This is a genomic window from Azospirillum sp. OGB3, from assembly GCF_014192915.1.
In the GTDB taxonomy this organism is placed as follows: domain Bacteria; phylum Pseudomonadota; class Alphaproteobacteria; order Azospirillales; family Azospirillaceae; genus Azospirillum.
In genome coordinates this window covers 132,652-154,236 of sequence record NZ_JACHYN010000001.1, presented here as the reverse complement: position 1 = coordinate 154,236, position 21,585 = coordinate 132,652, and the positions used below count along the sequence as shown (strand labels likewise).

Below are 21,585 nucleotides of genomic sequence, written 5' to 3'. Positions count from 1 at the left end.
GGCGGTGCCGCCTGTTCATCCCAGTGTGGCGGCGCCGGGCTTTGGTCATCGGACTTTGGCCGAGGGGCGCCGCCGGACCTGCGAAGGAAGACCGGCATGAGCGCGCTGATTCCCACCTTCCCCCGCCGCATTCTCCCCCCGGGCGCCGCCGCGGCCTTTCGTCCGGTGGTCCGGATGGCGGTGCTGGGCGTCGCCGGGGCGCTGGCGCTGGCCGTTCTGCCGACAGCGGCGGACGCGCATGGCCCGCGCGACCGCGGTTCCTGGTACGGCGGTTCTCCCTACGGCGGTCCTTCGGTGATCGTCCCGCCGCCGGGAAGCCGGGTGATCGTGGTGCCGGGCTACCGCCCGCCGCCGCCCATCATCGTCGCCCCGCCCCCCTACTGGGGGCCGCCGCCCCGCCATCATCATCACCGCGCGTGGCGCAACGATTGGGGGCCGCGTCCCTATCCGGGGCCGAGCGTGCAGTTCTACGGCGGGTGGTCCGCGGGCCGGGGCTGGTGATGGTCCGGTCCGGTTGACGCCGATCCGTCAGAAAAGAACGCGCTTCCCGTCATCGGCGCCATGCCGATGCATTCTCGCATGGACATCATCCTGTCGCCCGGCCATGCTCGCCGCGGTGGCGCTTGGCTTCAGGCGCCGCGCTTTGCGTGCATGAGGATGCGATGTTCTTTTCCAATCAAGAAACGAAAGTTCGGCGGACGACGAAGCGCAGCTTGGCCGCGGCGATGCTGGGCGTGGCGGCGCTGTCGCTCGGTGCCTGCGCCAGCCAGAGCCAGAACCGCTACAGCTATCGGGATGTCGGCCACGCGACCTCGGTCGAGTTCGGCACCGTGATGGCGAGCCGTCCGGTGGACATCCAGGGCCAGAACACCGGGGCCGGCGGGATGGTCGGCGCCGCCGCGGGCGGTCTGGCGATGTCCAACGTCGGCAAGGGCTCCGGCAACGTGGCGGCGATCCTGGGCGGTGCGCTGGTGGGCGCCGTGGCCGGGGCCGTGGCGGAGCAGGCGATTTCGGACCGCACGGGAATCGAGTATGTGGTGACGCTGGCCACCGGCCGCACGATCACCATCGTGCAGGAGCAGGCGGCCAACGAGCCGGTCTTCGGCCCCGGCCAGCGCGTGATGGTGCAGACGAACGGCACCTACCAGCGTGTCCTGTCCGCCGACCATCTGCCCACCGAAACGAGCCGCCCGAAGGGCATCAAAGTGGTGGATTGAAGCCGACCGGCCGAGAACCGGCCCCCTGGCACAGGGCGTCCTCCCGGCTGTTGACCCCAAGGGGTGAGGGGACGGCGTGCGGGAGGATGACGGAATGACGGCTCGAGCGACCAGGGAAGGCACGTGTCTGCGAACCGTCCTGCGGGGCGGAACCGTGCTGTCGGCGGTTTTCGTGGCGGCCTGCGCCGGTGTGAGCCCGCCGCCGCAGGCCGCTCCCGAGCCCGGCGCGGTGAGCGCTCTGGATCGGTTGAGTCCGAACCGGTGCAACGGGGTCGTCGCCTCGTCCCTCGCCGGGGTGCGGATACCGGTGTCCGATGTCCGCTACCTCGCCTACGGCCTGTACCGCAACATACCGGGGGACATCGTCGGCTACGATGCCTGGGTGGGCCTGAACAGCCAGCCTGGAGCCGTCGTGGTGCAACTCGACGAACATTGCGCGCCGCGCCAGATCTACGCGCGCGAAGGCGCCCGGCTTCCCGGCGCACGATGACGCGCCGGCGGGCCGAACCGGGAGCCTTCATGTCTTGGAAGAAGACCGGCCAGGGACACCCATCGCATTGTGTCGACGCAAGAGGGGGCAAGGGGATGGCGGCGCTTTCCCCCGCCGCGCTGACGGTCGCCAAGACGTCCGGCACTCCCCGTTCATGCCATCAGGGCGCCTCCGCCGCCCGTTCAGGGCAACCGATCAGCATCGCGAGTCCACCGCGGCCGGCTCTCCCTCGCTCACCGTCAGGCCACCGCGCGCGCGGCGCGGCAGGCGAAGCCGACCGTTGAGAACGAGGTGGGCGACAAGGCCGATCAGCAGGCCCCAGAACGCCCCGCCGATGCCGAGCAGCTTGATGTTCGCGGCGGACGCCAGGAAGGTGATCAGCGCCGCCTCGCGGGACGCCGGGTCGGCCATCGCCCCGGCCAGGCTGCCGCCGATGGTGCCCAGCAGCGCCAAACCGGCGAGCGCCGTGATGAAGGTCGCGGGAAACGCCATGAAGACGGCGGCCAGTGTCACCCCGAACACGCCGACGAGCACGTAGAAGACGCCCGCCGCGATCCCGGCGATCCAGCGCTTGGCCGGGTCCTCGTGCGCCTCCTTGCCCGTGGCGATGGCGGCGGTGATGGCGGCGATGTTGAAGGCGTGGGAGCCGAACGGAGCCATGAGCAGCGAACCGAGGCCGGTCACGGTCACGATGGGGTTGGCGCTGGTCGTGAAGCCGTCGTTCCGCAGGACGAGCATTCCCGGCATGTACTGGCCGGACAGCGTGATCAGGAACAGCGGCAACGCGACGGACAGCAGCGCGTTCAGCGAGAATTCCGGCGCGGTGAAGACCGGGGCGGCGAACTCCAGCGACAGCCCCGACAGATCGACCCGGCCCTGCGTCAGCAGGAAGGCGAGCCCGAGGAGGAGGATGCCGACCACGGCGTAGCGGGAGGAAAACCGCTTCAGCGCGACATAGGCGACGATCAGCAGGCCGACCAGCAGCGGATCGACGCTGGCCCCGCCGAACGCCCCGATGCCGAAGGGGAGCAGGATGCCGGCGAGAAGGCCGGAGGCGATGCCGGGCGGGATCAGCCGGATGACCTTCTCGAAGCAGCCCGACAGGCCGAGCGCGACGAAGGCCGCCGCCGAGATCATGTAGGCGCCGACCGCCTCGGCGTAGGGCGTCGTCGCCAGCGCGGTGACGAGGAACGCCGCGGCCGGGGTGGACCAGGCGGTGATGATCGGCTCGCGATGGCGCCAGCTCAGGAACAGCCCGGTCAACCCGACGCCGATGGAGACCGACCAGACCCAGGAGGCGGTGAGGTCGGGGCTGAGGCCTGCGACCTTCGCCGCCTGGAAGACCAGGATGAAGGTGCCGCCGTAATTGACGATGACGGAGATCAGACCCGCCACGACGGGGTGGGTGAGATCGTTGAGGCGGATAGGGTTTGGCTTGGGTGGCATGGTTGCGCGGGACCTCCGGACGGTTCGAGCCGCAAGGGCGATGAGCGGCCTTGACAACTAGCGGACCAATGGCCTGATGTGCCCATCCGCTTTTCGGAAGAAGGGCAGACCATTTGTTCAGGCATTCCCAGCTGGAGTCCGTGAAGGCGTGGATCGCCAACCCCGCCCACGTGGCGATGCCGCTCCACGCGCGGATACAGCGGGCCGTCCGGCAGCTCATCGTCGACGGCGCGCTCGGGCCGGGCAAGCCGCTGCCCGCCTCGCGCGCGCTCGCCGTCTCGCTGGGGGTGTCGCGCGACACGATCGAGACGGCCTACGCCCAGCTTCACGCCGAAGGCTTCATCGACCGGCGCGTGGGCAGCGGCAGCTTCGTCGCGGAGATCACCGAGTTCACCCCCGGCCGCCGCCGGTCCCGGCGCGGCACGCTCCCCGGCGATCAGGAGCCGGCCCTCAGCCGGCGCGGGGCCGCCGTGTTCGAGGGGGGCGGCGTGCGCGAGATGGCGATGCCGCGGCCCTTCGCCCATGGCGTTCCGGAAACCCGGACCTTTCCGCTCGCGCTCTGGGAGCGGCTGGAGCGGCAGGTGCGCAAGGAGGTCGGCGCGCAAAGCCTGTTTCATGGCGATCCGCAGGGGACCGAGCCGCTGCGCCGCGCCATCGCCGACTATGTGAACCTCGAACGCGGCGCGCGCGCCACCGCCGACCGCGTCCTGGTGCTGACCAGCTCGCAACAGGCCATGGCGCTCTGCGCGAGCATGCTGCTCGACCCCGGTGACGGGATTTTCCTGGAGGACCCGGCCTATTACGGGGCGCGCAAGGCGTTCGAGGCGGCGGGGCTGGACTGTGTTCCGATCGGCGTCGACCGGCAGGGCATCCTCGTCGATCAGATCCTGGCCGAGCCGCAGCGGGCGAAGGCGGTGTTCCTGACGCCGTCCCACCAGTTCCCGACCGGCGCGACGCTGGCGCTGGACCGCCGCCTGGCCCTGATCGAGTGGGCGGCCCGGCACCAGGCCTGGATCATCGAGGACGACTATGACAGCGAGTTCCGCTACGCGGGCAAGCCGACCGCCTGCGTGCAGGGTCTCGACCAGCATGGCCGCACCATCTACGTCGGCACCTTCACCAAATCCCTCTTTCCCGGGCTGCGGATCGGCTACGCCGTGCTGCCGCCCCCGCTCGTGAAGCCGATGACCGTCGCGCGCAGCTTGCTGGATGGCCACACGGCGCCGATGGCGCAGCTCACGCTGGCCCGCTTCATGGAGGGTGGGCATTTCGGGGCGCATGTCCGCGCCATGCGCGGCGTCTATGCCGAGCGCCTCGATGCGCTGGCGGGCTTCGTCCGCAAACACCTGTCGGACTTCGTAGAACCACAGGTTCCCATCGGCGGGCTGCAGATGCCCTGCCTGTTGGCCGGCGGCCTTGCGGAGCGCACCGCCGTCGACGCCGCGCGGCGGGCGGGGATCGAACTGCTCGGCCTGTCGGCGCTCCATGCCGCCGGCGGCGGCAAGGCCGGCTTTCTGATGGGGTTCGCGGCCTACACGCCTCTCGAAATCGAGGCCGCGGTCAGGAGGCTGGAGAAGGCGTTTCGCGCGGTGACGAAGCCATAGTTTGACCGGGCGCGCCCCGCACCATCCCGGATCTGCCCGCGCTGTTCGCCCTGGTCACGCTGTGGACCAACGAGATCTTGCCGGAGCTTGGGCATCAGACCACATGCCGCGGGGCGACGTGCTCGCGGTCAGTGCGGGGGAGGGAAGGTTGCAAAACATCCCGGCGCAGTGCTCAGCCGCCTCATCGAGGCCGTCTGCTTTCCTGCATGGATGAGCAAAGTCCAGCGGAGTGGGCAGGATGGGCCGGCGGGCTTGCCCGGAGCCATGGCGCGAGAGGCTCAACCACAGTTTAGCCAGCCTGCCTGTTGCCCCTGGTGCTGCCCTGGCGGTCAACGGATAAAAAAACTGCCGCTAACCCATTGGGCTAGCGGCGAGTTGAACAGGGAGGCTTCACGTCTGGGAGACGCTGGGTCCGAGGACCCAACCCCGGAAGCGGGCTTCCGGGACGAAACGCCGGATGCTGCGGCGCAACATCCAACGCCCAAGATTTGACCATTCTGCCCAAGGGATTCCATCCCCAAATATCCAATTCGGCCATGCGAGAACCGCATAGCTTGCAAGGCATTGAAAACACGCGCGGATTTTCTGATCCATCGGTGGTGGCGCCAAAGTACAGGTGGCTTTCCCAACCCGACGGCAACCGGATTGCAAAGATGGTGGGGCGTTTCGCGTACGATCCGTACAAAAAGAAAGGCGCCCAGCGGTTTTCCCCAGGCGCCTCTGCTTAAAAAATTGGCAGACCTGCGGCCTGCACAAAGCCTGTGCTGGATCAGAAGGCCGACTCCGCCACCTTCTTCACCAGGAAGTCGCGGAACACCGCGATGCGCTTGGAATGGCGCAGTTCCTCGGCGTAGACGAAGTACGCGTCGACCTTCGGGCCGTCCACGTCCGGCAGAACGCGCGTCAGCTCCTTGCTGCCGTCCACCAGGAAATCGGGCAGGGCGGCGATGCCCAGGCCGCTCTCCACGGCGCGGTACATGGCGTAGATGCTGTTCACCTGCAGGATCGGCTTGCGCACGCCCGGCGCCGGGTCGCCCACCTCGTTGATCCAGTTGACGTTGGCGATCGGGGCGCGGACGTCCGGCGGGTAGGCGACGATGTCGTGCCCATCCAGGTCGGCGGGAATCTTCGGAGCGCCGCGCTTCTTCAGATACTCCTGGTGGGCGTAGAGGTGGAAATGCACCGACATCAGGTGGCGCTGGATCAGGTCGGGCTGGCGCGGCGTGTTCATGCGGATGGCGATGTCCGCCTCGCGCATCGCCAGATCCAACTCGTTGTCGTCGATCAGCAGGGTGAGCTGGATGTCCGGGTAGATCGACAGGAACTCGTTGACGCGCGGGGTCAGCCAGGTCGAGCCGAAGGCGACCGTGGTGGTCACGCGCAGAGGCCCCTTCGGATGCTCCCGGCTTTCGGTCAGCATCGCCTCGGTCATCGACAGCTTGGCGAAGACGTCACGGGCGGTGCGGTGCAGAAGCTCGCCCTGCTCGGTCAGGATCAGGCCGCGCGCGTGCCGGTGAAACAGCGGCACGCCGAGGCTCTCCTCCAGCGCGCTGATCTGGCGGCTGACCGCCGACTGGCTGAGGTTCAGCGTCTCGCCGGCGTGCGTGAAACTTCCAGCCTCGGCCACGGCGTGGAAGACCCGAAGCTTGTCCCAGTCCATCATGCCTGTCTTGCTGCCCGCGCCCTGGCGGGGAGCCTCCCGTTCATTCTTGAAGACGGCGCATAGCCGCCATGCTCATTTATACCGGGAACGCGCGGCGAACGCACCCCCAACCAAAGGCTCACGGCACGAAAAAGAGCCAAGCTTGGTAAGAATTTTCCGATGTGCTGCGAAGAGCGCACATTTATTTATCCCGCATTGCGGGATTTTTGCCGTTCCCGCAACCGAAGGACGACCTCGTGGCGCTGGATTTGCTCGGACGACAATCGAGGGCCGGTGCCAGACCGTGAGACTCGGGGCAAGCACATCCCCCTTGTTGCGGCGGGGCTTCCCCCCTTGCGCCGTTGCACGGGCCGACGGACAGGCCGCTAATCGGACGTGACGCGGATTTGGGAAGGAGGGGGTCCGAATGCCCGATCAGCATCAGCCGGCGCTCACCCGCGATCAGGTGATCGACATTTGCGGGCGCCTGGACGACATGCGCATCGCCAGCATCATCGGCACGGGCGCGACGCCCGCCGAACTGATGGAAGCCACCAGCTGGACCGGCGCCGACGACTACATGGGGGAGGCGACGCGGCATCCTCCCTCCGGCCGGGTCGCCCGCCTCCTGGAGCTTCTCAAGGCCGACGAGCCGGACTGGGAAGATCGCTGACCCGACTGCATTTGATCCGGCTGCGGCTCAGTCGGCCGCTTCGAGCGCGCGCGGCGGTTCCTTGGCCCGCGCGCGGGCGCGGTGGCCGCTGATCTCGGCGCCGGCGTCGGGCGGCAGCCGCAGGAAGAACAGGGCCGACACGCAGGCCATCCCGCCGACCGTCAGGAAGGCCGGCACGAAGTCGGTGGGCGTCAGCGCCGCGCCGGTGCCGCCGGTGACGCTCTGCGTCAGGTGCAGCACCGTCGCCCCGACCGCCACGCCCAGGCTGAGCGAGACCTGCTGCATCACGCTGGCCAGCGTGTTGGCGCGGCTCAGGCACGCCTTGGGCACTTCGGCGTAGGCCAAGCTGTTCAGCCCGGTGAACTGGAGCGAGCGGAAGAAGCCGCCCATCAGCAGCGCGCCCAGGATGACCCAGTGCGCCGTCTCGGGCCGGAAGGCAGCGTAGCTCGCCAGGATCAGGCCGCTGAGCAGCGCGTTGGCGGTCAGCACCCGGCGGAAGCCCAGCCGGCGCAGGATGGGGCCGGCCAGCGCCTTCATGGTCAGCGCCCCGGCGGCCCCGGCGAAGGTCAGCGCCCCGGATTCGAAGGGCGTGCGCCCGAAGCCGACCTGGAGCATCAGCGGCATCAGGAAGGGCACGGCGCCGATGCCGATGCGGAACAGCGTGCCGCCCATCACGGAGGCGAAATAGGTCGGCAGCCGCAGCAGCGAGGGGTCGAGCACCGGCCGCTCCATCCCGCGGGCGTGGCGCAGGTAGAGCCACGCGGCGGCGAAGCCCAGCCCCAGCACCCCGGCCACCGCGGCGGGCGGCAGCACCCCGCGCCCCACATTCTCCAGCCCGAACATCAGCGCGGCCAGGGCCAGCGCGCTCAGCATGAAGCCGCGGCCGTCGAAGGGGTCGCGCTCGGTCTCCCGCACGTTGGGGATCAGGGCCAGCACCAGCGCGATCCCGATCAGCCCGATCGGCACGTTGATGTAGAAGATCCAGCGCCAGGAGGCGTAGGTGGCGATGAAGCCGCCGACCAGCGGCCCCAGCGCCGGGCCGATCAGCGCCGGCAGGGTCATCTGGGCCATGGCGGCGACCAGCTTCTCCTTGGGCACCGTCTTCAACAGGATCAGCCGCCCGACCGGCACCATCATCGCCCCGCCCAGCCCCTGGACGATGCGCGCGCCCACCAGCTCGTACAGCCCGTCCGCCTGGCCGCAGAGGATCGAGCCGACGGTGAACACCCCGATGGCCGCCGCGAAGACCGTCCGCGTCCCGTAGCGGTCGGCCATCCAGCCGCTGACCGGCAGGAACACCGCCAGCGCCAGCATGTAGGAGGTCATGGCGAGGCTGAGGCGCAGCGGGTCCTCGCCCATCGACCGCGCGATCTCCGGCAGCGCCGTGGCGATCACCGTCGCGTCCAGATTCTCCATGAACAGGGCGCAGGCGATGATGAAGGGAATATAGCGTGTGGCGCGGGGCATGGCGGGAGGCATGGCGGGGATGGGGCGGTGGGACGGGGGAGGCAATTTTCCCAATCTGGACTTCCCCCGTCCGGAAACCACCGCTATGGCGCGAACCCTGGCATGCGCGGCCGCTCAGCGCCCCTTGAACACCGGCTTGCGTTTCTCCAGGAACGCCCGGTAGCCCTCGCGGAAATCCTCCGTGCCGAAGCAGTGGTAGCATTCGGCGATCTCCGCCTCGGACAGCGGGGCCGGGTCGGACAGGCGGCGGACGAACTGCTTGTGCAGACGGGCGGCCAGCGGGGCGCCCCCGGCGATGCGCTCGCAGGTCGCGGCGATCTCGCCTTCGAACGCCTCGTCGGCGACGACGCGGTGGACCAGCCGCTTGTCCTTGGCCTCCTCCGCGCCGAAGACGCGGCCCTCCAGCAGGATCTCCAGCGCCGCCGGGCCGCCGGCGATGTCGTGGAGCAGCTTCAGCTCCGGCAGCGCCATGGAAATGCCGAGCCGGCTGACCGGAACGCCGAAGCGGCTGCCCGCCGTGCAGACCCGCAGGTCGCAGGCCAGCGCCACGGCCAGACCGATGCCGCAGCAGGCGCCCTGGATGGCCGCCAGCGTCGGGTGCGGCAACTCGCGCAGCAGGGCCAGCCCCTCGTCCATCAGCACGCCGTAGTCGGCGCCCTGTTCGGGGCTGTTGCGCTCCGTCTCGAATTCGGAGATGTCGGCGCCGGGGCTGAAGGCCCGCCCGCCGGCGCCGCGCAGCACCACCGCTCGCACCGTGTCGTCGGCGCCGAGCCGGCGCAGCAGCGGGATCAGCGCCTGCCACATCGGTTTGTCGAAGGCGTTCAGCTTGTCGGGGTTGCTGAGCGTCAGCGTGGCGACGACGCCGTCGCGCGTCAGGGTCACGGTGCCGGCCATGGCGTGTCGGGCTCCCCATCCATTCGGTTGCGTATGGGGCAGACCACAAACACCCGCGGCCCCGTTCCGTCAAGGGCTTCCCTTGGGGCTTCGCGAAAGCCGCATCGGCGCTGGACCAAGGGGCCGCGGGTCCCCATAGTTCGTAGCCGGGACTTCACCGGACGGAGACGACGCCGCGATGCGAACGGGAATAGCCGCCCTTACCCTGGCCGCCGCCCTCATGGGCACCCCCGCGCTGGCGGCGAAGGACGAGCTGGTGATCGGCATGACCCAGTTCCCGTCCAACTGGCATCCCTCCATGGAAGCGATGATGGCGAAGAGCTACGTCCTGTCCATGGCGCGCCGGCCCTTCACCGCCTACGACCCCGACTGGCGGCTGACCTGCCTGCTCTGCACCGAGCTGCCGGCGCTGGACAAGGGCACCGCGGAGGTCGAGACGCGGGCCGACGGCAAAAAGGGCATCAAGGTCACCTACACCATCAACCCCAAGGCGACCTGGGGCGACGGCACGCCGGTGACGACCGAGGACGTGCTGTTCACCTGGACGGTCGGCAAGCACCCGCAGAGCGGCTACAGCAACTTCGACCTGTTCGCCCGCGACATCGTGGCGATCGACGCGAAGGACGAGCGCACCTTCACCATCCACCGCGACAAGGCGGTGTGCAGCTACGCCGAGATCAACGACTTCGAGATCCTGCCCGCCCATCTGGAGCGCGCGGTGTTCGAGGCGGACCCGGCGACCTACCGCAACCGCTCCAAGTACGAGACCGACACGACGAATCCCGGCCTGTGGTTCGGCCCCTACCGCATCGCCCAGGTCGAGCCGGGCAGCCATGTGGTGCTGGAGCTCAACCCGACCTGGTGGGGCGCCAAGCCGGCCTTCAAGCGGGTGATCGTGAAGTCCATCGAGAACACCGCCGCGCTGGAGGCCAACCTGCTGGCCGGGCAGGTCGACATGGTGCCGGGGGAGACCGGCCTGCCGCTCGACCAGGTGCTCGCCTTCGAGAAGCGGCACGGCAGCCGCTACAACGTCTTCTACAAGCCCGGCCTCTTCTTCGAGCATGTCGAGCTGAACCTCGACAACCCGGCGCTGGCCGATGTGCGGGTGCGCCGGGCGCTGCTCCACGCCGTCGACCGCGAGGCGATCTCCAAGCAGCTCTACGACGGGCGCCAGCCGGTCGCCCACAACGAGATCAGCCCGCTCGACCGCGTGCACGCGCCGGGCTACCCGACCTACGCCTTCGACCCGGCGCTGGCGGCCAAGCTGCTGGACGAGGCGGGCTGGAGCGAGCGGCGCGCCGGGGTGCGCCACAACGCCAAGGGCGAACGGCTGTCGCTGGAGATCATGACGACCGCCGGCAACCGCTCCCGCGAGGTGCTGCAGCAGGTGCTCCAGGCGCAGTGGCGGCAGGCCGGGATCGAGGTGCGCATCGTCAACGAGCCGGCCCGCGTCCTGTTCGGCGACACGCTGGAGAAGCGCCGCTTCAAGTCGATGGCGCTGTTCGCCTGGATCAGCGCGCCGGAGAACATCCCGCGCACCATCCTGCATTCCAGCATGATCCCGACGGAGGCCAACAACTGGGCCGGCCAGAACTACACCGGCTACAAGAACCCGGAGATGGACAAGGTCCTGGAGGACCTGGAGCATGTCTGCGAGCCCGACGCCAACCGCGCGCTGTGGGCGAAGCTGCAGACGCTCTACGCCCAGGACCTGCCGAACCTGCCGCTGTTCTTCCGCGCCGATCCGTTCATCCTGCCGCCCTGGCTGGAGGGCGTGGTGCCGACCGGGCATCTGGATTCCAGCACGCTGTGGATCGAGACGTGGAAGGCGAAGGAGTGAGGGTGGTGATGCAGACCCTTGCCCCCACCCTAACCCTCCCCCGCTCTCGGCGGACCAAAGGTCCGCCTGCCGCGTCAGCGCAAACCTTTGGTTTGCGCGAGAGCTGCGCAGGGGAGGGAATGGCTCCTCCCCCTGCGCAGCGGGGGGAGGTTGGGAGGGGGGCTCCGCTCGGCAACGCCTCCATCCCCCCATGACCCGCTTTCTCGCTTCCCGCCTGCTCCAGGCGCTGGTCGTCCTGCTGCTGATGAGCTTCGTCATCACCGTCCTGATGACGCTGATGCCGGGCGATCCGGTGGACATGATGCTGGCCGGCAACCCGCGCGCCACGCCCGCCGACGCGGCGCGGCTGAAGGCGCTGTACGGGCTCGACAAGCCCCTGCTGGACCGTTACGGACACTGGCTCCAGGCGGCGCTGATGGGGGATTTCGGCTTCTCCCGGCTCTACGCGCAGCCGGTTCTGACGATTCTCCTCCCGCGGCTGGGCAACACGCTGCTGCTGCTCGGCGCGGCGATGGCGCTGACGCTGGCGGTGGCGCTGCCGCTCGGCGTCTACGCGGCGCGGCGGCCCTACGGCTGGGCGGACAACGCCATCAACCTGCTCTGTTTCGCCGGCATCTCCGTCCCGGCCTTCTGGCTGGCGCTGCTGCTGATCCTGCTCTTCGCGGTGGAGCTGCAATGGCTGCCCGCCTCCGGCCTCGGCCCGGTCGGCGGGGAGGGCTGGTGGGAGCGGCTGCCCTACCTCGTGCTGCCGGTGGCCTCGCTGACGCTGGCGAGCATCGGCGGCTACACGCGCTACGTCCGCGCCGCGATGATGGGGGAGCTTCGGCAGGACTACGTCCGCACCGCCCGTGCCAAGGGGCTGGGGGAGGGGCGGGTGGTCTGGCGCCATGCGCTGCGCAACGCGACCATCCCCATCGTGACCATCGTGGCGCTGGAGTTCGGCGCCCTTTTCTCCGGCGCGCTGGTGACCGAGACGATGTTCGCCTGGCCGGGCATGGGCAAGCTGATCTACGACAGCATCATGGGCAACGACCTGAACGTGGCGCTGGTGGCGCTGCTGTTCGCCACGCTGACGACGCTGGCCGGCAATCTGCTGGCCGACGCCGCCTACGCCGGGCTGGACCCGCGCATCTCCTTCAAGGGGGACGGGACGTGAGGGCCGGGCGCTTGAAGGCCGGGCGCTTTCTGCGGCGCTTCGCCCGCCACCGGCTGGCGGTGGCCAGCGCTTTGCTGCTGCTGGTCCTGGCGGTCGCCGCGGCCGCCGCACCCTGGGTGGAACACTGGCTGGGGGTGGAGTCCACGGGCATCAGCCTGCTCGACCGCTTCGGCCCGCCTTCGGCCCTGCACCCGCTGGGGACCGACGAGCTGGGGCGCGACGTGCTGGTGCGGCTGCTCTACGGCGGGCGGGTGTCGCTGTTCGTCGGCGTGGCGGCGGCGCTGGCCTCCGCCGTCATCGGCACGGGGATCGGGCTGCTGGCCGGCTATTTCGGCGGGCGGCTCGACGACCTGCTGATGCGGGTCACCGACGGGCTGATCGCCTTGCCGCTGCTGCCGCTGCTGATCGTGCTGGGCGCCGTCGACCTGACCCGGCTGGGCATCCCGCCGGAGGTGGCGGGATCGGAGGACGCCAGCCTGCTGCGCATCGTCGTTCTGGTGGCGCTGTTCGGCTGGACGACGGTGGCGCGGCTGGTGCGCGGGGCCACCCTGTCGGCGCGGCGGCGCGACTATGTCCGGGCGGCGGTGGCGATGGGGGCGGGCAGCCGCCGCATCATGCTGGCCCACATCCTGCCGAACGTCGCCGCCCCCGCCGTGGTGGCGACGACCCTGACGGTCGGCAACGTCATCCTGCTGGAGTCGGTGCTGAGCTTCCTCGGGCTGGGCATCCAGCCGCCGCTGCCTTCCTGGGGCAACATGCTGACCAACGCGCAGGAGCTGGTGGGAACGGCGCCGCTGCTGGCGGTGTGGCCGGGGCTGTTGATCTTTTTGACGGTGATCGCCGTCAACCTGCTGGGCGACGGGTTGCAGGACGCGCTGGACCCGCGGGTGGTGGGGAAGAGGTAGTCGTTGGTGCCCCCTCCCTAACCCTCCCCCGCTGGGCGGGGGAGGGGATTAAGTTCCCTCTCCTGCGAAGCGGGGAAGGGAAGGGGCCCGCGGCGAAGCCGTGGGAAGGGTGGGGGCAAGCGCCTCCTCACTTCTCCCTTTGAAACTTCGCCGCCCCGGCCGCCATTGGGATCAGCCGCACCGCGTAAGGGCTGGTCTGCATCTGCGCCACCGCCTGGGCCGGACCCGGGACGCGCTCGCGGTAGCCGACGACCACATCGCCGCCCGCCGCCCGCGCGCTGACGATGGACACGCCGTAGCCGCCGGTGTCGCGCGGGCCGAGGAAGACCGCCGCGGCCATGCGGTCGCCGGGCAGGGGACCCGGCGCGGCCTCGCCGACGCGGGCCCAGAGGTCGTTCCATTCCTGCGGGTTGCGGGCGACCACATAGGCGCGCTCGTAGGCCTGGCTGCGGTCGCCCTGCCAATAGGTGCCGGGGTCGGCGTCGGCGGGAAGCAGGGCCTGCGGCTCGGCCCCGTCCGGGGCGGTCTGGCAGGCGCCGAGAAGGGGAAGCGTCACGGCGAGGGCGAGAAGCGCGGCGGTGGGGCGGATCATGCGACGGCTCACTCCGGCACCGCCATGCCGCGCTTGACCGCCGGGCGCTCCGCGACCGCGTCGTGCCAGCGCTTCAGGTTGGGGTAGCGGTCGAGCACGTTGCCCTCCGCCTTGGCGGCCACAGCCACGAAGGGGAAGCAGGCGATGTCGGCGATGGAGTAGGCACCGCCGGCCAGATACGCCGATCCGCCCAGACGCTCCTCCATCGCGGCGTGGATGCGCTGCAGCTCGCCTTTGAAATAGTCGATGGCGTAGGGGATCTTCTCCGGCGCCATGACGGCGAAGCGGAACTTGCTCAAGCCCGAGGGGCCGAGGTCGCTGACGCCCAGCATCAGCCAGCTCAGCGCCTCCGCCCGCTCGTCCTCGTCCTCGGGCAGCAGGCGGCCGGTGCGCTCCGCGTAGTGCAGCAGAATGGCCCCCGACCCGAACAGGCGGCGCTTCCTGCCGCCGGGCAGATCCTCGACGGTGGCGGGGATCTTGCCGATCGGGCTGACCGCCAGATAGTCGGGCTGACGGCCTTCGCCGGCCACGAGGTCGACCTTGTGGACCTTGTAGGTGAGACCCAGCTCTTCCAGCAGGATCGAAGCCTTTTGCCCGTTCGGCGAGGCGAAGGTGTAGAGCGTGATCATCGGTGCCCGTCCCTGGAGCCTGTTCCTTTGCCGCGTCCGCAAAGATGTTCAACAGGCGCCAGTTTCGCCGATTTGCGCGCGGAAGGCCAGAGGCAGGCAAAAAGCGCCTTTTTGCCTGCCGATCATATGGGCACGGCGCTCACACCGCGCGGCTGTGCTTGCCGGCTCCGGTGGACAGGTAGGTGTCGAAGCGCGCGGCGACGATGCGCATCAGCGGGCGGGCGGGTTCCGGCACATGGACGCGGCGGCCCTCCACCACGGCGACCCCGTCGGCCACCAGATCGGCCATGGCCTCCAGGTCGGCGTCGAAGGTCCCGGCGGCCAGCCCGTGGGCCTCGGCCACCGCGCCGACATCCACCGACAGGTCGCACATCAGCCGCACGATCAGGTCGCGGCGCAGCCGGTCGTCGGCGGTCAGCGTCAGCCCCTTGCCGGTCGGGAAGTGTCCGGCCTCGACGGCCTGGGCGTACTGGTCGAAGGGAACGGCGTTCTGCACATAGCCCTGCGGCAGCGCCCCGATGGAGGAGGCGCCGAAGCCCAGAAGCACCTCCGCGTCGTCGGTCGTGTAGCCCTGGAAGTTGCGGCTGAGCCGCCCCTCGGCCTGCTGCACGGCCAGCTCGTCGTCGGGCCGGGCGAAGTGGTCGAGGCCGATGGGCTGGAAGCCGGCGTCGGTCAGCACCCCGGCGATGGACGCGAACTGCTCCCAGCGGCCCAGCGTGCCGGCGAGCGCCGACTCGTCGATCTTCTTCTGGTGCGTCTTCATCCACGGCACATGGGCGTAGCCGAAGACCGACAGCCGGTCCGGCGCCATGGTCAGGGCGATCTCGGCTGACCGCGCGACGCTGTCCACCGACTGGTTGGGCAGGCCGTACATCAGGTCGAGGTTGATGTGGCGGATGCCGTTGGCGCGCAGCCACTCCAGCGCCTGCTCGGTCTGCTCCCGCGGCTGGATGCGGTTGATGGCGGCCTGCACCGCGGCGTCGAAGTCCTGCACGCCGAGCGAGGCGCGGTTGACCCCGGCGCGGCCCAGCGCCTCGGCCATCGCGCGGGTCAGGGTGCGCGGGTCGATCTCCACCGCGATCTCCGCGTCCGGCGCCACGTCGTAGCGTTCGCGCAGCAGGGCGATCAGCGATTCGAAGTCGTCCGGCGCCATCATGGTCGGGGTGCCGCCGCCGAAATGGATGTGCCGCACCCGCAGCCGCCCGGAAATGCGGTCGGCGACCATGCCGATCTCGCGCCGCAGATGGCCGAGATACTCGGCGATGGGGGCGTAGCGGGCGACGATCTTGGTGTGGCAGCCGCAGTACCAGCACATCTTCGCGCAGAAGGGCACATGCAGATACAGCGACCCTGTGTGGGCCGCCGTGTCCAGTTCCGCCAGCCAGCCCGCGTAGCGCTCCGCCCCCACGGCGGCGGTGAAGTGCGGCGCCGTCGGGTAGCTGGTGTAGCGGGGCACCCGCAACCCGTCGTACTTCGCCAGCAGCGCGGCGTTCAGCGGGGCGGTCGGGGCGGCGGTGGCGCAGGCCACGGGGGAGATCGCGTTCATGGCGGGGAGGATCGTGCAGACCGCCGTCCGCCGCTTTGACACAAGTCAAGCGTTCGAGCGCCCGCCCGTCGGCTTCGCCCGTCAGGCGGCTGCGGCCAGCCGGTTCTCCAGATGCTCCAGCAGCAGGTTCAGGTTGCGGCGGTTGGCCTTGAAGCCGATGTCGAAGAGGGCGCCGACCACCGGGACCGAGCCGCCGGCCCAATCCACCGCCATGTTGGCGATCATCCGGGCGATCAGGCTTTTTGGTAGGTCGAAGCGGGCGGCTTCCATGACGATGTAGGCGGCCACCACGGTGGTCGCCGTGCTGCCGGCGACCGGGACCAGCGCGGCGATGCCGTCCAGCCCGAAGGGGATGCGTGTGCCGGGAACGCGCCAGCGCGTGTCCATCAGCCGGGTCAGTCGGCGCAGCCGCTCCAGCCGTTCCAGATCGATGTGGATGACCGGCGGCGCCGTGGCGACGCCCGAGAGGGTGGAGGCGGGCGCGGGACGCGTGCGGATGTCGCTCATGGGGCTTCACCGGAGCAGGAGAGCCGCCGTGGGGAGCCGCCGGCGGAGGAAGCCGTGGGCGGAGCCGGTCGGGCGTGTCGGGTTGAGCAACCCGCGGCTGTGCCCGGCGGTTCCCGGCCTATCTCCATCGGGTGTCCGGCACCACGGACGCGCTCACGGCCTGGGCGGGGCCGTCGTCATACGGATGATCGGGCGGACGCAGGGGCATCGTCCGAACGGAGAGGGGGGTTGACGACCGGATGCGGCGAATGGACGCGCAGTCCGAATTTGCGGAAGCCAAGCGATTGTTGTTCCGACGATTATTCCGGAATCACCGGGTTTTCGAGCGGCCATATGCCGAAGGCAGATCTGGTCTGGGGCGTCCTTAAGCACAACAATGGTGCGCGCAGGTCGAGACTTAAGACCGAAAAGAACCGAACGGGCACCCGCTCCACAGGGTGATGGGCGGGGCACCAGTCATCGGAAAAAAACAGGTCGGAAAAAAGGGAGGATCATCATGACCACGCTTTATTGCGCCTGCTGCGGACAGCCGTTCCGCCGCAGTTCGCCGCGCGGGCCGGCGCCGCTCTATTGCTCGCGCGATTGCCGCCGCCAGATCGAGGTCCGCCGCCGCGTTTGGGCGTCGCTGCGGGCGATGGAACGGACGGCCGCCGTTCCGCCGCCGGTGGTTCCAGCCGGTGCGGGCTCTTTCCATAGGGTGGAAACGGTGTGGGATCGCGCCTCCGCCTGATGGGGCGCTGCACGCGGTCTGCGTATTTTTTGGCCGGTTTGGTTGTGGCCCCTCTAAAACAGCAGGGCTGCCATACCATATAGGAGGACGCTACATGAGTGAGCGTCCCCCTGAACCGAGGGCTTTTCCGAACACGGCCATGATCCAGAAAACGCGATCCCCCCGCTCCGTTACCCGCACTCCGGCCCGCGCCTTCGGCGCCGTCGCTCTGGCGCTGGCCGTGGCGCTGACCGCCGGCACCGCCGATGCCCGCGCGGGCAAGAGCAGCTCTGTCGGCAGCCGCGGCTCGCGCACCTACGAGGCGCCGGCCCAGACCAACACCGCGCCGCGCGCCGCGCCGATGGAGCGCTCGGCGGCCCCGGCCCAGACCCCGGGCGCCCAGCAGCCGGGCATGCAGCAGCCGGGCATGGCGTCCCCGGCGGCGGCGCAGCGCGGCGGCTTCTTCTCGCGCGGCGGCTTCATGCCGGCCCTGATGGGCGGCCTGATCGGCGCCGGCATCGCCGGCATGCTGTTCGGCGGCGGCTTCCTCGACGGGCTGGGCAGCTTCGCGGGCATCCTGGGCTTCATCCTCCAGATCCTGCTGGTCGTCTTCCTGGTCCGGTTGGCCATGCGCTTCTTCCGCAACCGCTCGGCGGGCGCGGCGCGGCCGGCGGGCATGGGCGCTTCCAACGCCGCCTATGCCGGTCCGAATCCGGGCGCCATGAATCGCGAGGCGGTGGACGCGCGCTCGAACCCGCTGGGTGGTGGCGCTCGCGGCAGCGCCGCGGCGGGGCCGGCCTCTTCCGGCCGTCCGGGCGTGCGCCGTGACGATGTGGGCATCGGCCCGGCCGACTATCAGTCGTTCGAGCAGACTCTGGTCGCGGTCCAGACCGCCTACGGCAGCGAGGACCTGACGGCCCTGCGCGGCGCCGTGACGCCGGAGATGGCCTCCTACTTCACCGAGGAACTGGCGGCCAACCACAACCGCGGCGTGGTCAACCGTCTGTCCGACGTCCGCCTGCTCCAGGGCGACCTGGCCGAGGCGTGGCGCGAGGGCAACGCGGAATACGCCACCGTGGCGATGCGCTTCTCTCTGACCGACGTGACGGTGGACCGCGCGAGCAACCGCGTGGTCGAGGGCGACCCGAACCGTCCGGTCGAAGCCACGGAAATCTGGACCTTCACCCGTCCGCGCGGCGGGCGCTGGGTCCTGTCGGCGATCCAACAGGCCGGCTGATCCACTCTCCACTCCTCAACCGGTCTTGCGGGGGGGCGTCCGAAAGGGCGCCCCCTTTCGCATTTCCGGACTCCCCTGGGCAGATGGGACATGATAGAACATGTCAGGAACAAATACCTGCTCAGCGGAAGCAAGTCATGCCCGAACTTCCTGTGCCTGAGTCCTGCATCGAAGCGTCCCCGCCGGACCGGGCGGCCGTTCTGGCCGATCTGCGCGCCCGCATCCGGGGTCTGGAAGGGCTGGGCGGGGAAGGGGCGCGGGTGTTGCCCTTCGGCCTGCCGGACCTCGACGGGGCCTTTCCGGCGGGAGGGCTGCCGCTCGGCTGCCTGCACGAGGTGGCGGGGGAGGAGCCGGGGGCCGGGACGGCCTTCGCCGCGCATCTGCTGGCCCGCCTCGCCAGCGCGGCGGCGCCCGCGCTGTGGGTCGTGCGCGGGCGCGACCTGCACGCCGCCGGGCTGGCCGCCTATGGGCTGACGCCGGACCGGCTGATCGCCGTGCGCGCGACCCGCGACACCGACGCCCTGTGGGCGATGGAGGAGGCGCTGCGCTGCAAGCGGCTGTCCGCCGTGCTGGGGGAGGTCGGTGGGCTGGACCTGACGGCGAGCCGCCGGCTGCAATTGGCCGCCGAGTCGTCGGGTGTGACGGGATTCCTGTTGCAGAGCACCGCGCGCCGCTCGGCGGCGAGCGCGGCGGTCACCCGCTGGCGGATCGCGCCGGCGCCCAGTTGGACGGCGGAGCCGGGCGTCGGCGATCCGCGCTGGCGCGCCGAGTTGGAGCGCTGTCGGGGCGGTCGCCCAGGGGCGTGGCTTCTGGACTGGCGTGACGGCGCCCTGGTCCCGGCGCAAGCACCGGAGCGAGCCATTCCCGCGCCGGCATCCACGTCCACCCCGGTTCGGCGCCCGGCTCCGGCGGGCGGACACGGAGCTTCCTGGGCCGAGGTGGCGTGATGCGGACGGAAGGACGGTGATGTCGCTTGCGCGACAGCCCCCTGTCAGCTTCCGGTCAGTAGTTGGTGGCCCAGTCGGGCAGGGGATGCGCGGTTTCGCCATCCGGATCGGCGTCGGGCGGAAAGGGCGCGTCGTCCGCGTAGAGCGGCAGTTGCCGGGCGAATTCCGCCGATTCCTGGGCCCGGCGTTGCTCCAGCAAGCGGGCGGCCAAATGAGCGGGCAGCATGGCAAGCCTCCTTCTGAGCGTCGGGAGAGCCTGGGGAGCGGTCCTGTCGGCCGCCCTCGGCCCAACCCGTCCTGTGTGTCTGGACGCTATCATGCAAGGTCCAGGCCTCTAAGTGATGCAGATCACGCGTTATGCAAACTTTAATGCGCCCGGTTTCTTTTTCAGGCCCCGTTTCTTTTTTCGGATGGGAAGCTCATAGTCCCCGCCTTCCGCTTTTCCGCCGATGTTCCATCCTCCGAGACCGACCATGCACGCCGAATCCTGCCCCACCTGCCTAAAACCTATGCATTTGTGCGTCTGCGAGGCGGTGGAGCCGATCGACAACGCCGTCTTCCTGCTCATCCTCCAGCATCCGCAGGAAAAGCGCGAGACGCTGGGCACCGCGCAGATCGCCCATCTCCAGTTCAAGAACTCCGCGCTGAAGGTCGGGCTGAGCTGGTCGAACCTGAAGCGCATCCTGGGGCGCGAGGTCGATTACAAGCGCTGGGGCGTGCTCTATCTCGGCCCGGTCAAGCAGGGCGCCGGCCCCCTGCCGGAGGTGTCCGTGGTGGACAAGGGCGGCGTCCCGCAGAAGGACAGCGAGCTGGTGCTGGGCGACTTGGAGGGCGTCATCGTCCTGGACGGCACCTGGAGCCAGGCCAAGACGCTGTGGTGGCGCAACCCGTGGCTCCTGAAGTGCCGCCGCATCGTGCTGAACCCGCAGTTCCGCTCCCTCTACGGGCAGGCCCGCAAGGAGCCGCGGCGCGACAGCGTGTCGACCTTGGAGGCCGCCGCCTTCCTGCTGTCGCGGCTGGAGGCCGAGCCGGCGGTCCTCGACCGCGCGCTGAAACCCTTCGCGCTGCTGCTGAAAAAGCTGCGCGCGCCGCGCCCGCGCCCCGTTCTGCCGCCCCGCGCGGGGACGGCGGAGCCCGCTCCGGAGACGGTCCCCAATCAGGACGAGGGTGAATAATCCGCACCTCTTCCGGGATCGCCCTTTCCGGGTAAGCCCCCCTCGACCAGGGCGGCCGTGGCAACCAACGCGCGTTTCTGCTGTTGGGGATTGCATCGGCCGCTTGGGCCTCAACGCAAGCGGGCCTCAACCAAGGGAGCGATCCATGAAGGGCGTTTTGCTGTGGCTTGTCGGGATTCCCATTCCGATCATTCTTCTGCTGTATCTGTTCAACGTCCTCTGATCGGGCCTCCGATCGGCTTGACGGCACGGACCGGCGGCGCCACATGCGAACCGCGCCGCCCTCCGCGCGCACGGCAAGAGACGAGGACCATGGCCCGCGATTTCGTTCCCTTCGGACTGACCGTCTGCGGAATCGAGGAGCTGAACGGCTTCTGCGAGGCCGGCGTGACCCACGTCCTCTCGATCCTCGACCCCGGCCACCCGGAGCCGACCGCCTTCGGCTCCTACGGCGAGCACACGCGGCTGGAACTGCGCTTCCACGACATCATCGACCCCTATATGGGCCAGTCCCTGCCGCAGCGCGCGGACGTCGAGCGCATCCTGGCCTTCGGGCGCGACCTGATGACCGAGCCGACCGGGGTGGGCGGGTTGCTGGTCCATTGCCACGCCGGCATTTCGCGCTCGACCGCCGCCCTGACCATGATCCTGGCCCAGGCCAGCCCCGACCGCCCCGCCGCCGAGGCGATGGCCGCCGTGGTCGGCATCCGCCACAAGGCGTGGCCCAACCTGCGCATGATCGAATTCGCCGACGAGATCTTGGGGCGCAAGGGCGAACTGGTCACCGCCGTCCGTGCCCGCCACCGCAGCTATGGCCGGGAGCGTCCCGATCTGGTCCAGTTCATGATCGACAACGGCCGGGTGCGCGAGGTCGCGGACCTGATCGACTGATCGGTCGTCTCCACCCGC

At 69.8% G+C, this 21,585-nt stretch carries 22 protein-coding genes; 13 read left to right on the top strand and 9 right to left on the bottom strand.

The genetic code is table 11. The features are described from left to right. The first annotated feature begins 96 nt into the window (after nucleotides 1-96). The 3 genes from FHW79_RS00740 to FHW79_RS00730 all read left to right on the top strand — a co-directional run bounded on the left by FHW79_RS00740 (nucleotide 97) and on the right by FHW79_RS00730 (nucleotide 1,707). Entirely contained in the window at nucleotides 97-501 is a 405-nt protein-coding gene (locus FHW79_RS00740) for a hypothetical protein (protein WP_183177232.1), read from the top strand. Nucleotides 502-662: 161 nt separating this feature from the next. Continuing rightward, complete coding sequence (locus FHW79_RS00735) at nucleotides 663-1,217, top strand: hypothetical protein (protein WP_247884103.1); 555 nt, start codon at nucleotides 663-665, stop codon at nucleotides 1,215-1,217. Between the two features lie 229 nt (nucleotides 1,218-1,446). After that, complete coding sequence (locus tag FHW79_RS00730) at nucleotides 1,447-1,707, top strand: hypothetical protein (RefSeq protein WP_348984008.1); 261 nt, start codon at nucleotides 1,447-1,449, stop codon at nucleotides 1,705-1,707. 195 nt (nucleotides 1,708-1,902) lie between these two features. On the opposite strand, the gene FHW79_RS00725 is transcribed toward FHW79_RS00730, so the two are convergent. Beyond that, nucleotides 1,903-3,153, bottom strand: coding sequence for a benzoate/H(+) symporter BenE family transporter (locus tag FHW79_RS00725; RefSeq protein ID WP_183177231.1), 1,251 nt, complete (start codon nucleotides 3,151-3,153; stop codon nucleotides 1,903-1,905). Nucleotides 3,154-3,266: 113 nt separating this feature from the next. Between FHW79_RS00725 and FHW79_RS00720 the strand changes: the two genes are divergently transcribed. Then, nucleotides 3,267-4,757 carry a PLP-dependent aminotransferase family protein gene (locus tag FHW79_RS00720; protein ID WP_183177230.1) on the top strand — a complete coding sequence of 497 codons (1,491 nt, stop codon included), beginning with the start codon at nucleotides 3,267-3,269 and terminating at the stop codon, nucleotides 4,755-4,757. A gap of 769 nt (nucleotides 4,758-5,526) precedes the next feature. Here FHW79_RS00720 and FHW79_RS00715 read toward each other — a convergent pair. Then, nucleotides 5,527-6,417 (bottom strand): LysR family transcriptional regulator, encoded by an 891-nt coding sequence (locus tag FHW79_RS00715; RefSeq protein WP_035675533.1) that lies wholly within the window; start codon nucleotides 6,415-6,417, stop codon nucleotides 5,527-5,529. Between the two features lie 409 nt (nucleotides 6,418-6,826). On the opposite strand from FHW79_RS00715, the gene FHW79_RS00710 reads away from it, so the two are divergent. After that, nucleotides 6,827-7,072, top strand: coding sequence for a hypothetical protein (locus tag FHW79_RS00710; RefSeq protein WP_014239362.1), 246 nt, complete (start codon nucleotides 6,827-6,829; stop codon nucleotides 7,070-7,072). Between the two features lie 27 nt (nucleotides 7,073-7,099). On the opposite strand, the gene FHW79_RS00705 is transcribed toward FHW79_RS00710, so the two are convergent. Then, nucleotides 7,100-8,539, bottom strand: coding sequence for a DHA2 family efflux MFS transporter permease subunit (locus FHW79_RS00705; RefSeq protein ID WP_183177229.1), 1,440 nt, complete (start codon nucleotides 8,537-8,539; stop codon nucleotides 7,100-7,102). Between the two features lie 114 nt (nucleotides 8,540-8,653). After that, a complete protein-coding gene (locus FHW79_RS00700; protein WP_183177228.1) occupies nucleotides 8,654-9,433 on the bottom strand; it encodes an enoyl-CoA hydratase-related protein in 780 nt (259 codons plus the stop codon). Between the two features lie 178 nt (nucleotides 9,434-9,611). Here FHW79_RS00700 and FHW79_RS00695 point away from each other — a divergent pair, with 178 nt between their 5' ends. From FHW79_RS00695 to FHW79_RS00685, 3 genes are all read left to right on the top strand, one after another. Continuing rightward, complete coding sequence (locus FHW79_RS00695; protein ID WP_183177227.1) at nucleotides 9,612-11,273, top strand: peptide ABC transporter substrate-binding protein; 1,662 nt, start codon at nucleotides 9,612-9,614, stop codon at nucleotides 11,271-11,273. Nucleotides 11,274-11,463: 190 nt separating this feature from the next. Continuing rightward, entirely contained in the window at nucleotides 11,464-12,429 is a 966-nt protein-coding gene (locus FHW79_RS00690) for an ABC transporter permease (RefSeq protein WP_183177226.1), read from the top strand. Continuing rightward, a complete protein-coding gene (locus tag FHW79_RS00685; protein ID WP_183177225.1) occupies nucleotides 12,426-13,334 on the top strand; it encodes an ABC transporter permease in 909 nt (302 codons plus the stop codon). The genes FHW79_RS00690 and FHW79_RS00685 overlap by 4 nt, the downstream gene beginning before the upstream one ends. 127 nt (nucleotides 13,335-13,461) lie before the next feature. On the opposite strand, the gene FHW79_RS00680 is transcribed toward FHW79_RS00685, so the two are convergent. From FHW79_RS00680 to FHW79_RS00665, 4 genes are all read right to left on the bottom strand, one after another. After that, complete coding sequence (locus FHW79_RS00680; RefSeq protein ID WP_183177224.1) at nucleotides 13,462-13,926, bottom strand: protease complex subunit PrcB family protein; 465 nt, start codon at nucleotides 13,924-13,926, stop codon at nucleotides 13,462-13,464. An 8-nt stretch (nucleotides 13,927-13,934) separates the two neighbouring features. Continuing rightward, nucleotides 13,935-14,555: a glutathione binding-like protein gene (locus FHW79_RS00675; protein ID WP_183177223.1), complete on the bottom strand. Its 621-nt coding sequence runs from the start codon at nucleotides 14,553-14,555 to the stop codon at nucleotides 13,935-13,937. Between the two features lie 139 nt (nucleotides 14,556-14,694). After that, nucleotides 14,695-16,101, bottom strand: a complete 1,407-nt coding sequence (hemN, locus tag FHW79_RS00670) for an oxygen-independent coproporphyrinogen III oxidase (protein WP_183177222.1) — start codon at nucleotides 16,099-16,101, stop codon at nucleotides 14,695-14,697. A gap of 81 nt (nucleotides 16,102-16,182) precedes the next feature. Continuing rightward, nucleotides 16,183-16,608 (bottom strand): DUF4112 domain-containing protein, encoded by a 426-nt coding sequence (locus tag FHW79_RS00665; protein WP_183177221.1) that lies wholly within the window; start codon nucleotides 16,606-16,608, stop codon nucleotides 16,183-16,185. Between the two features lie 496 nt (nucleotides 16,609-17,104). Here FHW79_RS00665 and FHW79_RS00660 point away from each other — a divergent pair, with 496 nt between their 5' ends. The 3 genes from FHW79_RS00660 to FHW79_RS00650 all read left to right on the top strand — a co-directional run bounded on the left by FHW79_RS00660 (nucleotide 17,105) and on the right by FHW79_RS00650 (nucleotide 19,501). Continuing rightward, entirely contained in the window at nucleotides 17,105-17,338 is a 234-nt protein-coding gene (locus FHW79_RS00660) for a hypothetical protein (RefSeq protein ID WP_183177220.1), read from the top strand. Between the two features lie 139 nt (nucleotides 17,339-17,477). Continuing rightward, nucleotides 17,478-18,554: a Tim44 domain-containing protein gene (locus tag FHW79_RS00655; protein ID WP_183177219.1), complete on the top strand. Its 1,077-nt coding sequence runs from the start codon at nucleotides 17,478-17,480 to the stop codon at nucleotides 18,552-18,554. Nucleotides 18,555-18,691: 137 nt separating this feature from the next. Further along, nucleotides 18,692-19,501, top strand: a complete 810-nt coding sequence (locus tag FHW79_RS00650; RefSeq protein ID WP_183177218.1) for a hypothetical protein — start codon at nucleotides 18,692-18,694, stop codon at nucleotides 19,499-19,501. 55 nt (nucleotides 19,502-19,556) lie between these two features. Here the strand turns inward: FHW79_RS00650 and FHW79_RS00645 are convergent, their stop codons facing one another. Then, nucleotides 19,557-19,727 carry a hypothetical protein gene (locus FHW79_RS00645; protein ID WP_175426399.1) on the bottom strand — a complete coding sequence of 57 codons (171 nt, stop codon included), beginning with the start codon at nucleotides 19,725-19,727 and terminating at the stop codon, nucleotides 19,557-19,559. Nucleotides 19,728-19,950: 223 nt separating this feature from the next. Between FHW79_RS00645 and FHW79_RS00640 the strand changes: the two genes are divergently transcribed. Both FHW79_RS00640 and FHW79_RS00635 read left to right on the top strand, forming a co-directional pair. After that, entirely contained in the window at nucleotides 19,951-20,676 is a 726-nt protein-coding gene (locus tag FHW79_RS00640) for a tRNA-uridine aminocarboxypropyltransferase (protein WP_348984007.1), read from the top strand. A gap of 312 nt (nucleotides 20,677-20,988) precedes the next feature. Beyond that, nucleotides 20,989-21,567, top strand: coding sequence for a protein-tyrosine-phosphatase (locus FHW79_RS00635; RefSeq protein ID WP_183177216.1), 579 nt, complete (start codon nucleotides 20,989-20,991; stop codon nucleotides 21,565-21,567). Nucleotides 21,568-21,585 lie beyond the last annotated feature (18 nt).

Coding starts and splice junctions, on each gene's coding strand:
- FHW79_RS00695 (WP_183177227.1), top strand. CDS start 9,612: ATGCGAACGGGAATAGCCGCCCTTACCCTGGCCGCCGCCCTCATGGGC.
- FHW79_RS00715 (WP_035675533.1), bottom strand. CDS start 6,417: ATGGACTGGGACAAGCTTCGGGTCTTCCACGCCGTGGCCGAGGCTGGA.
- FHW79_RS00650 (WP_183177218.1), top strand. CDS start 18,692: ATGCCCGAACTTCCTGTGCCTGAGTCCTGCATCGAAGCGTCCCCGCCG.
- FHW79_RS00675 (WP_183177223.1), bottom strand. CDS start 14,555: ATGATCACGCTCTACACCTTCGCCTCGCCGAACGGGCAAAAGGCTTCG.
- FHW79_RS00665 (WP_183177221.1), bottom strand. CDS start 16,608: ATGAGCGACATCCGCACGCGTCCCGCGCCCGCCTCCACCCTCTCGGGC.
- FHW79_RS00655 (WP_183177219.1), top strand. CDS start 17,478: ATGATCCAGAAAACGCGATCCCCCCGCTCCGTTACCCGCACTCCGGCC.
- FHW79_RS00735 (WP_247884103.1), top strand. CDS start 663: ATGTTCTTTTCCAATCAAGAAACGAAAGTTCGGCGGACGACGAAGCGC.
- FHW79_RS00660 (WP_183177220.1), top strand. CDS start 17,105: ATGACCACGCTTTATTGCGCCTGCTGCGGACAGCCGTTCCGCCGCAGT.
- FHW79_RS00680 (WP_183177224.1), bottom strand. CDS start 13,926: ATGATCCGCCCCACCGCCGCGCTTCTCGCCCTCGCCGTGACGCTTCCC.
- FHW79_RS00700 (WP_183177228.1), bottom strand. CDS start 9,433: ATGGCCGGCACCGTGACCCTGACGCGCGACGGCGTCGTCGCCACGCTG.
- FHW79_RS00710 (WP_014239362.1), top strand. CDS start 6,827: ATGCCCGATCAGCATCAGCCGGCGCTCACCCGCGATCAGGTGATCGAC.
- FHW79_RS00705 (WP_183177229.1), bottom strand. CDS start 8,539: ATGCCCCGCGCCACACGCTATATTCCCTTCATCATCGCCTGCGCCCTG.
- hemN (WP_183177222.1), bottom strand. CDS start 16,101: ATGAACGCGATCTCCCCCGTGGCCTGCGCCACCGCCGCCCCGACCGCC.
- FHW79_RS00640 (WP_348984007.1), top strand. CDS start 19,951: ATGTTCCATCCTCCGAGACCGACCATGCACGCCGAATCCTGCCCCACC.
- FHW79_RS00690 (WP_183177226.1), top strand. CDS start 11,464: ATGACCCGCTTTCTCGCTTCCCGCCTGCTCCAGGCGCTGGTCGTCCTG.
- FHW79_RS00740 (WP_183177232.1), top strand. CDS start 97: ATGAGCGCGCTGATTCCCACCTTCCCCCGCCGCATTCTCCCCCCGGGC.
- FHW79_RS00635 (WP_183177216.1), top strand. CDS start 20,989: ATGGCCCGCGATTTCGTTCCCTTCGGACTGACCGTCTGCGGAATCGAG.
- FHW79_RS00725 (WP_183177231.1), bottom strand. CDS start 3,153: ATGCCACCCAAGCCAAACCCTATCCGCCTCAACGATCTCACCCACCCC.
- FHW79_RS00645 (WP_175426399.1), bottom strand. CDS start 19,727: ATGCTGCCCGCTCATTTGGCCGCCCGCTTGCTGGAGCAACGCCGGGCC.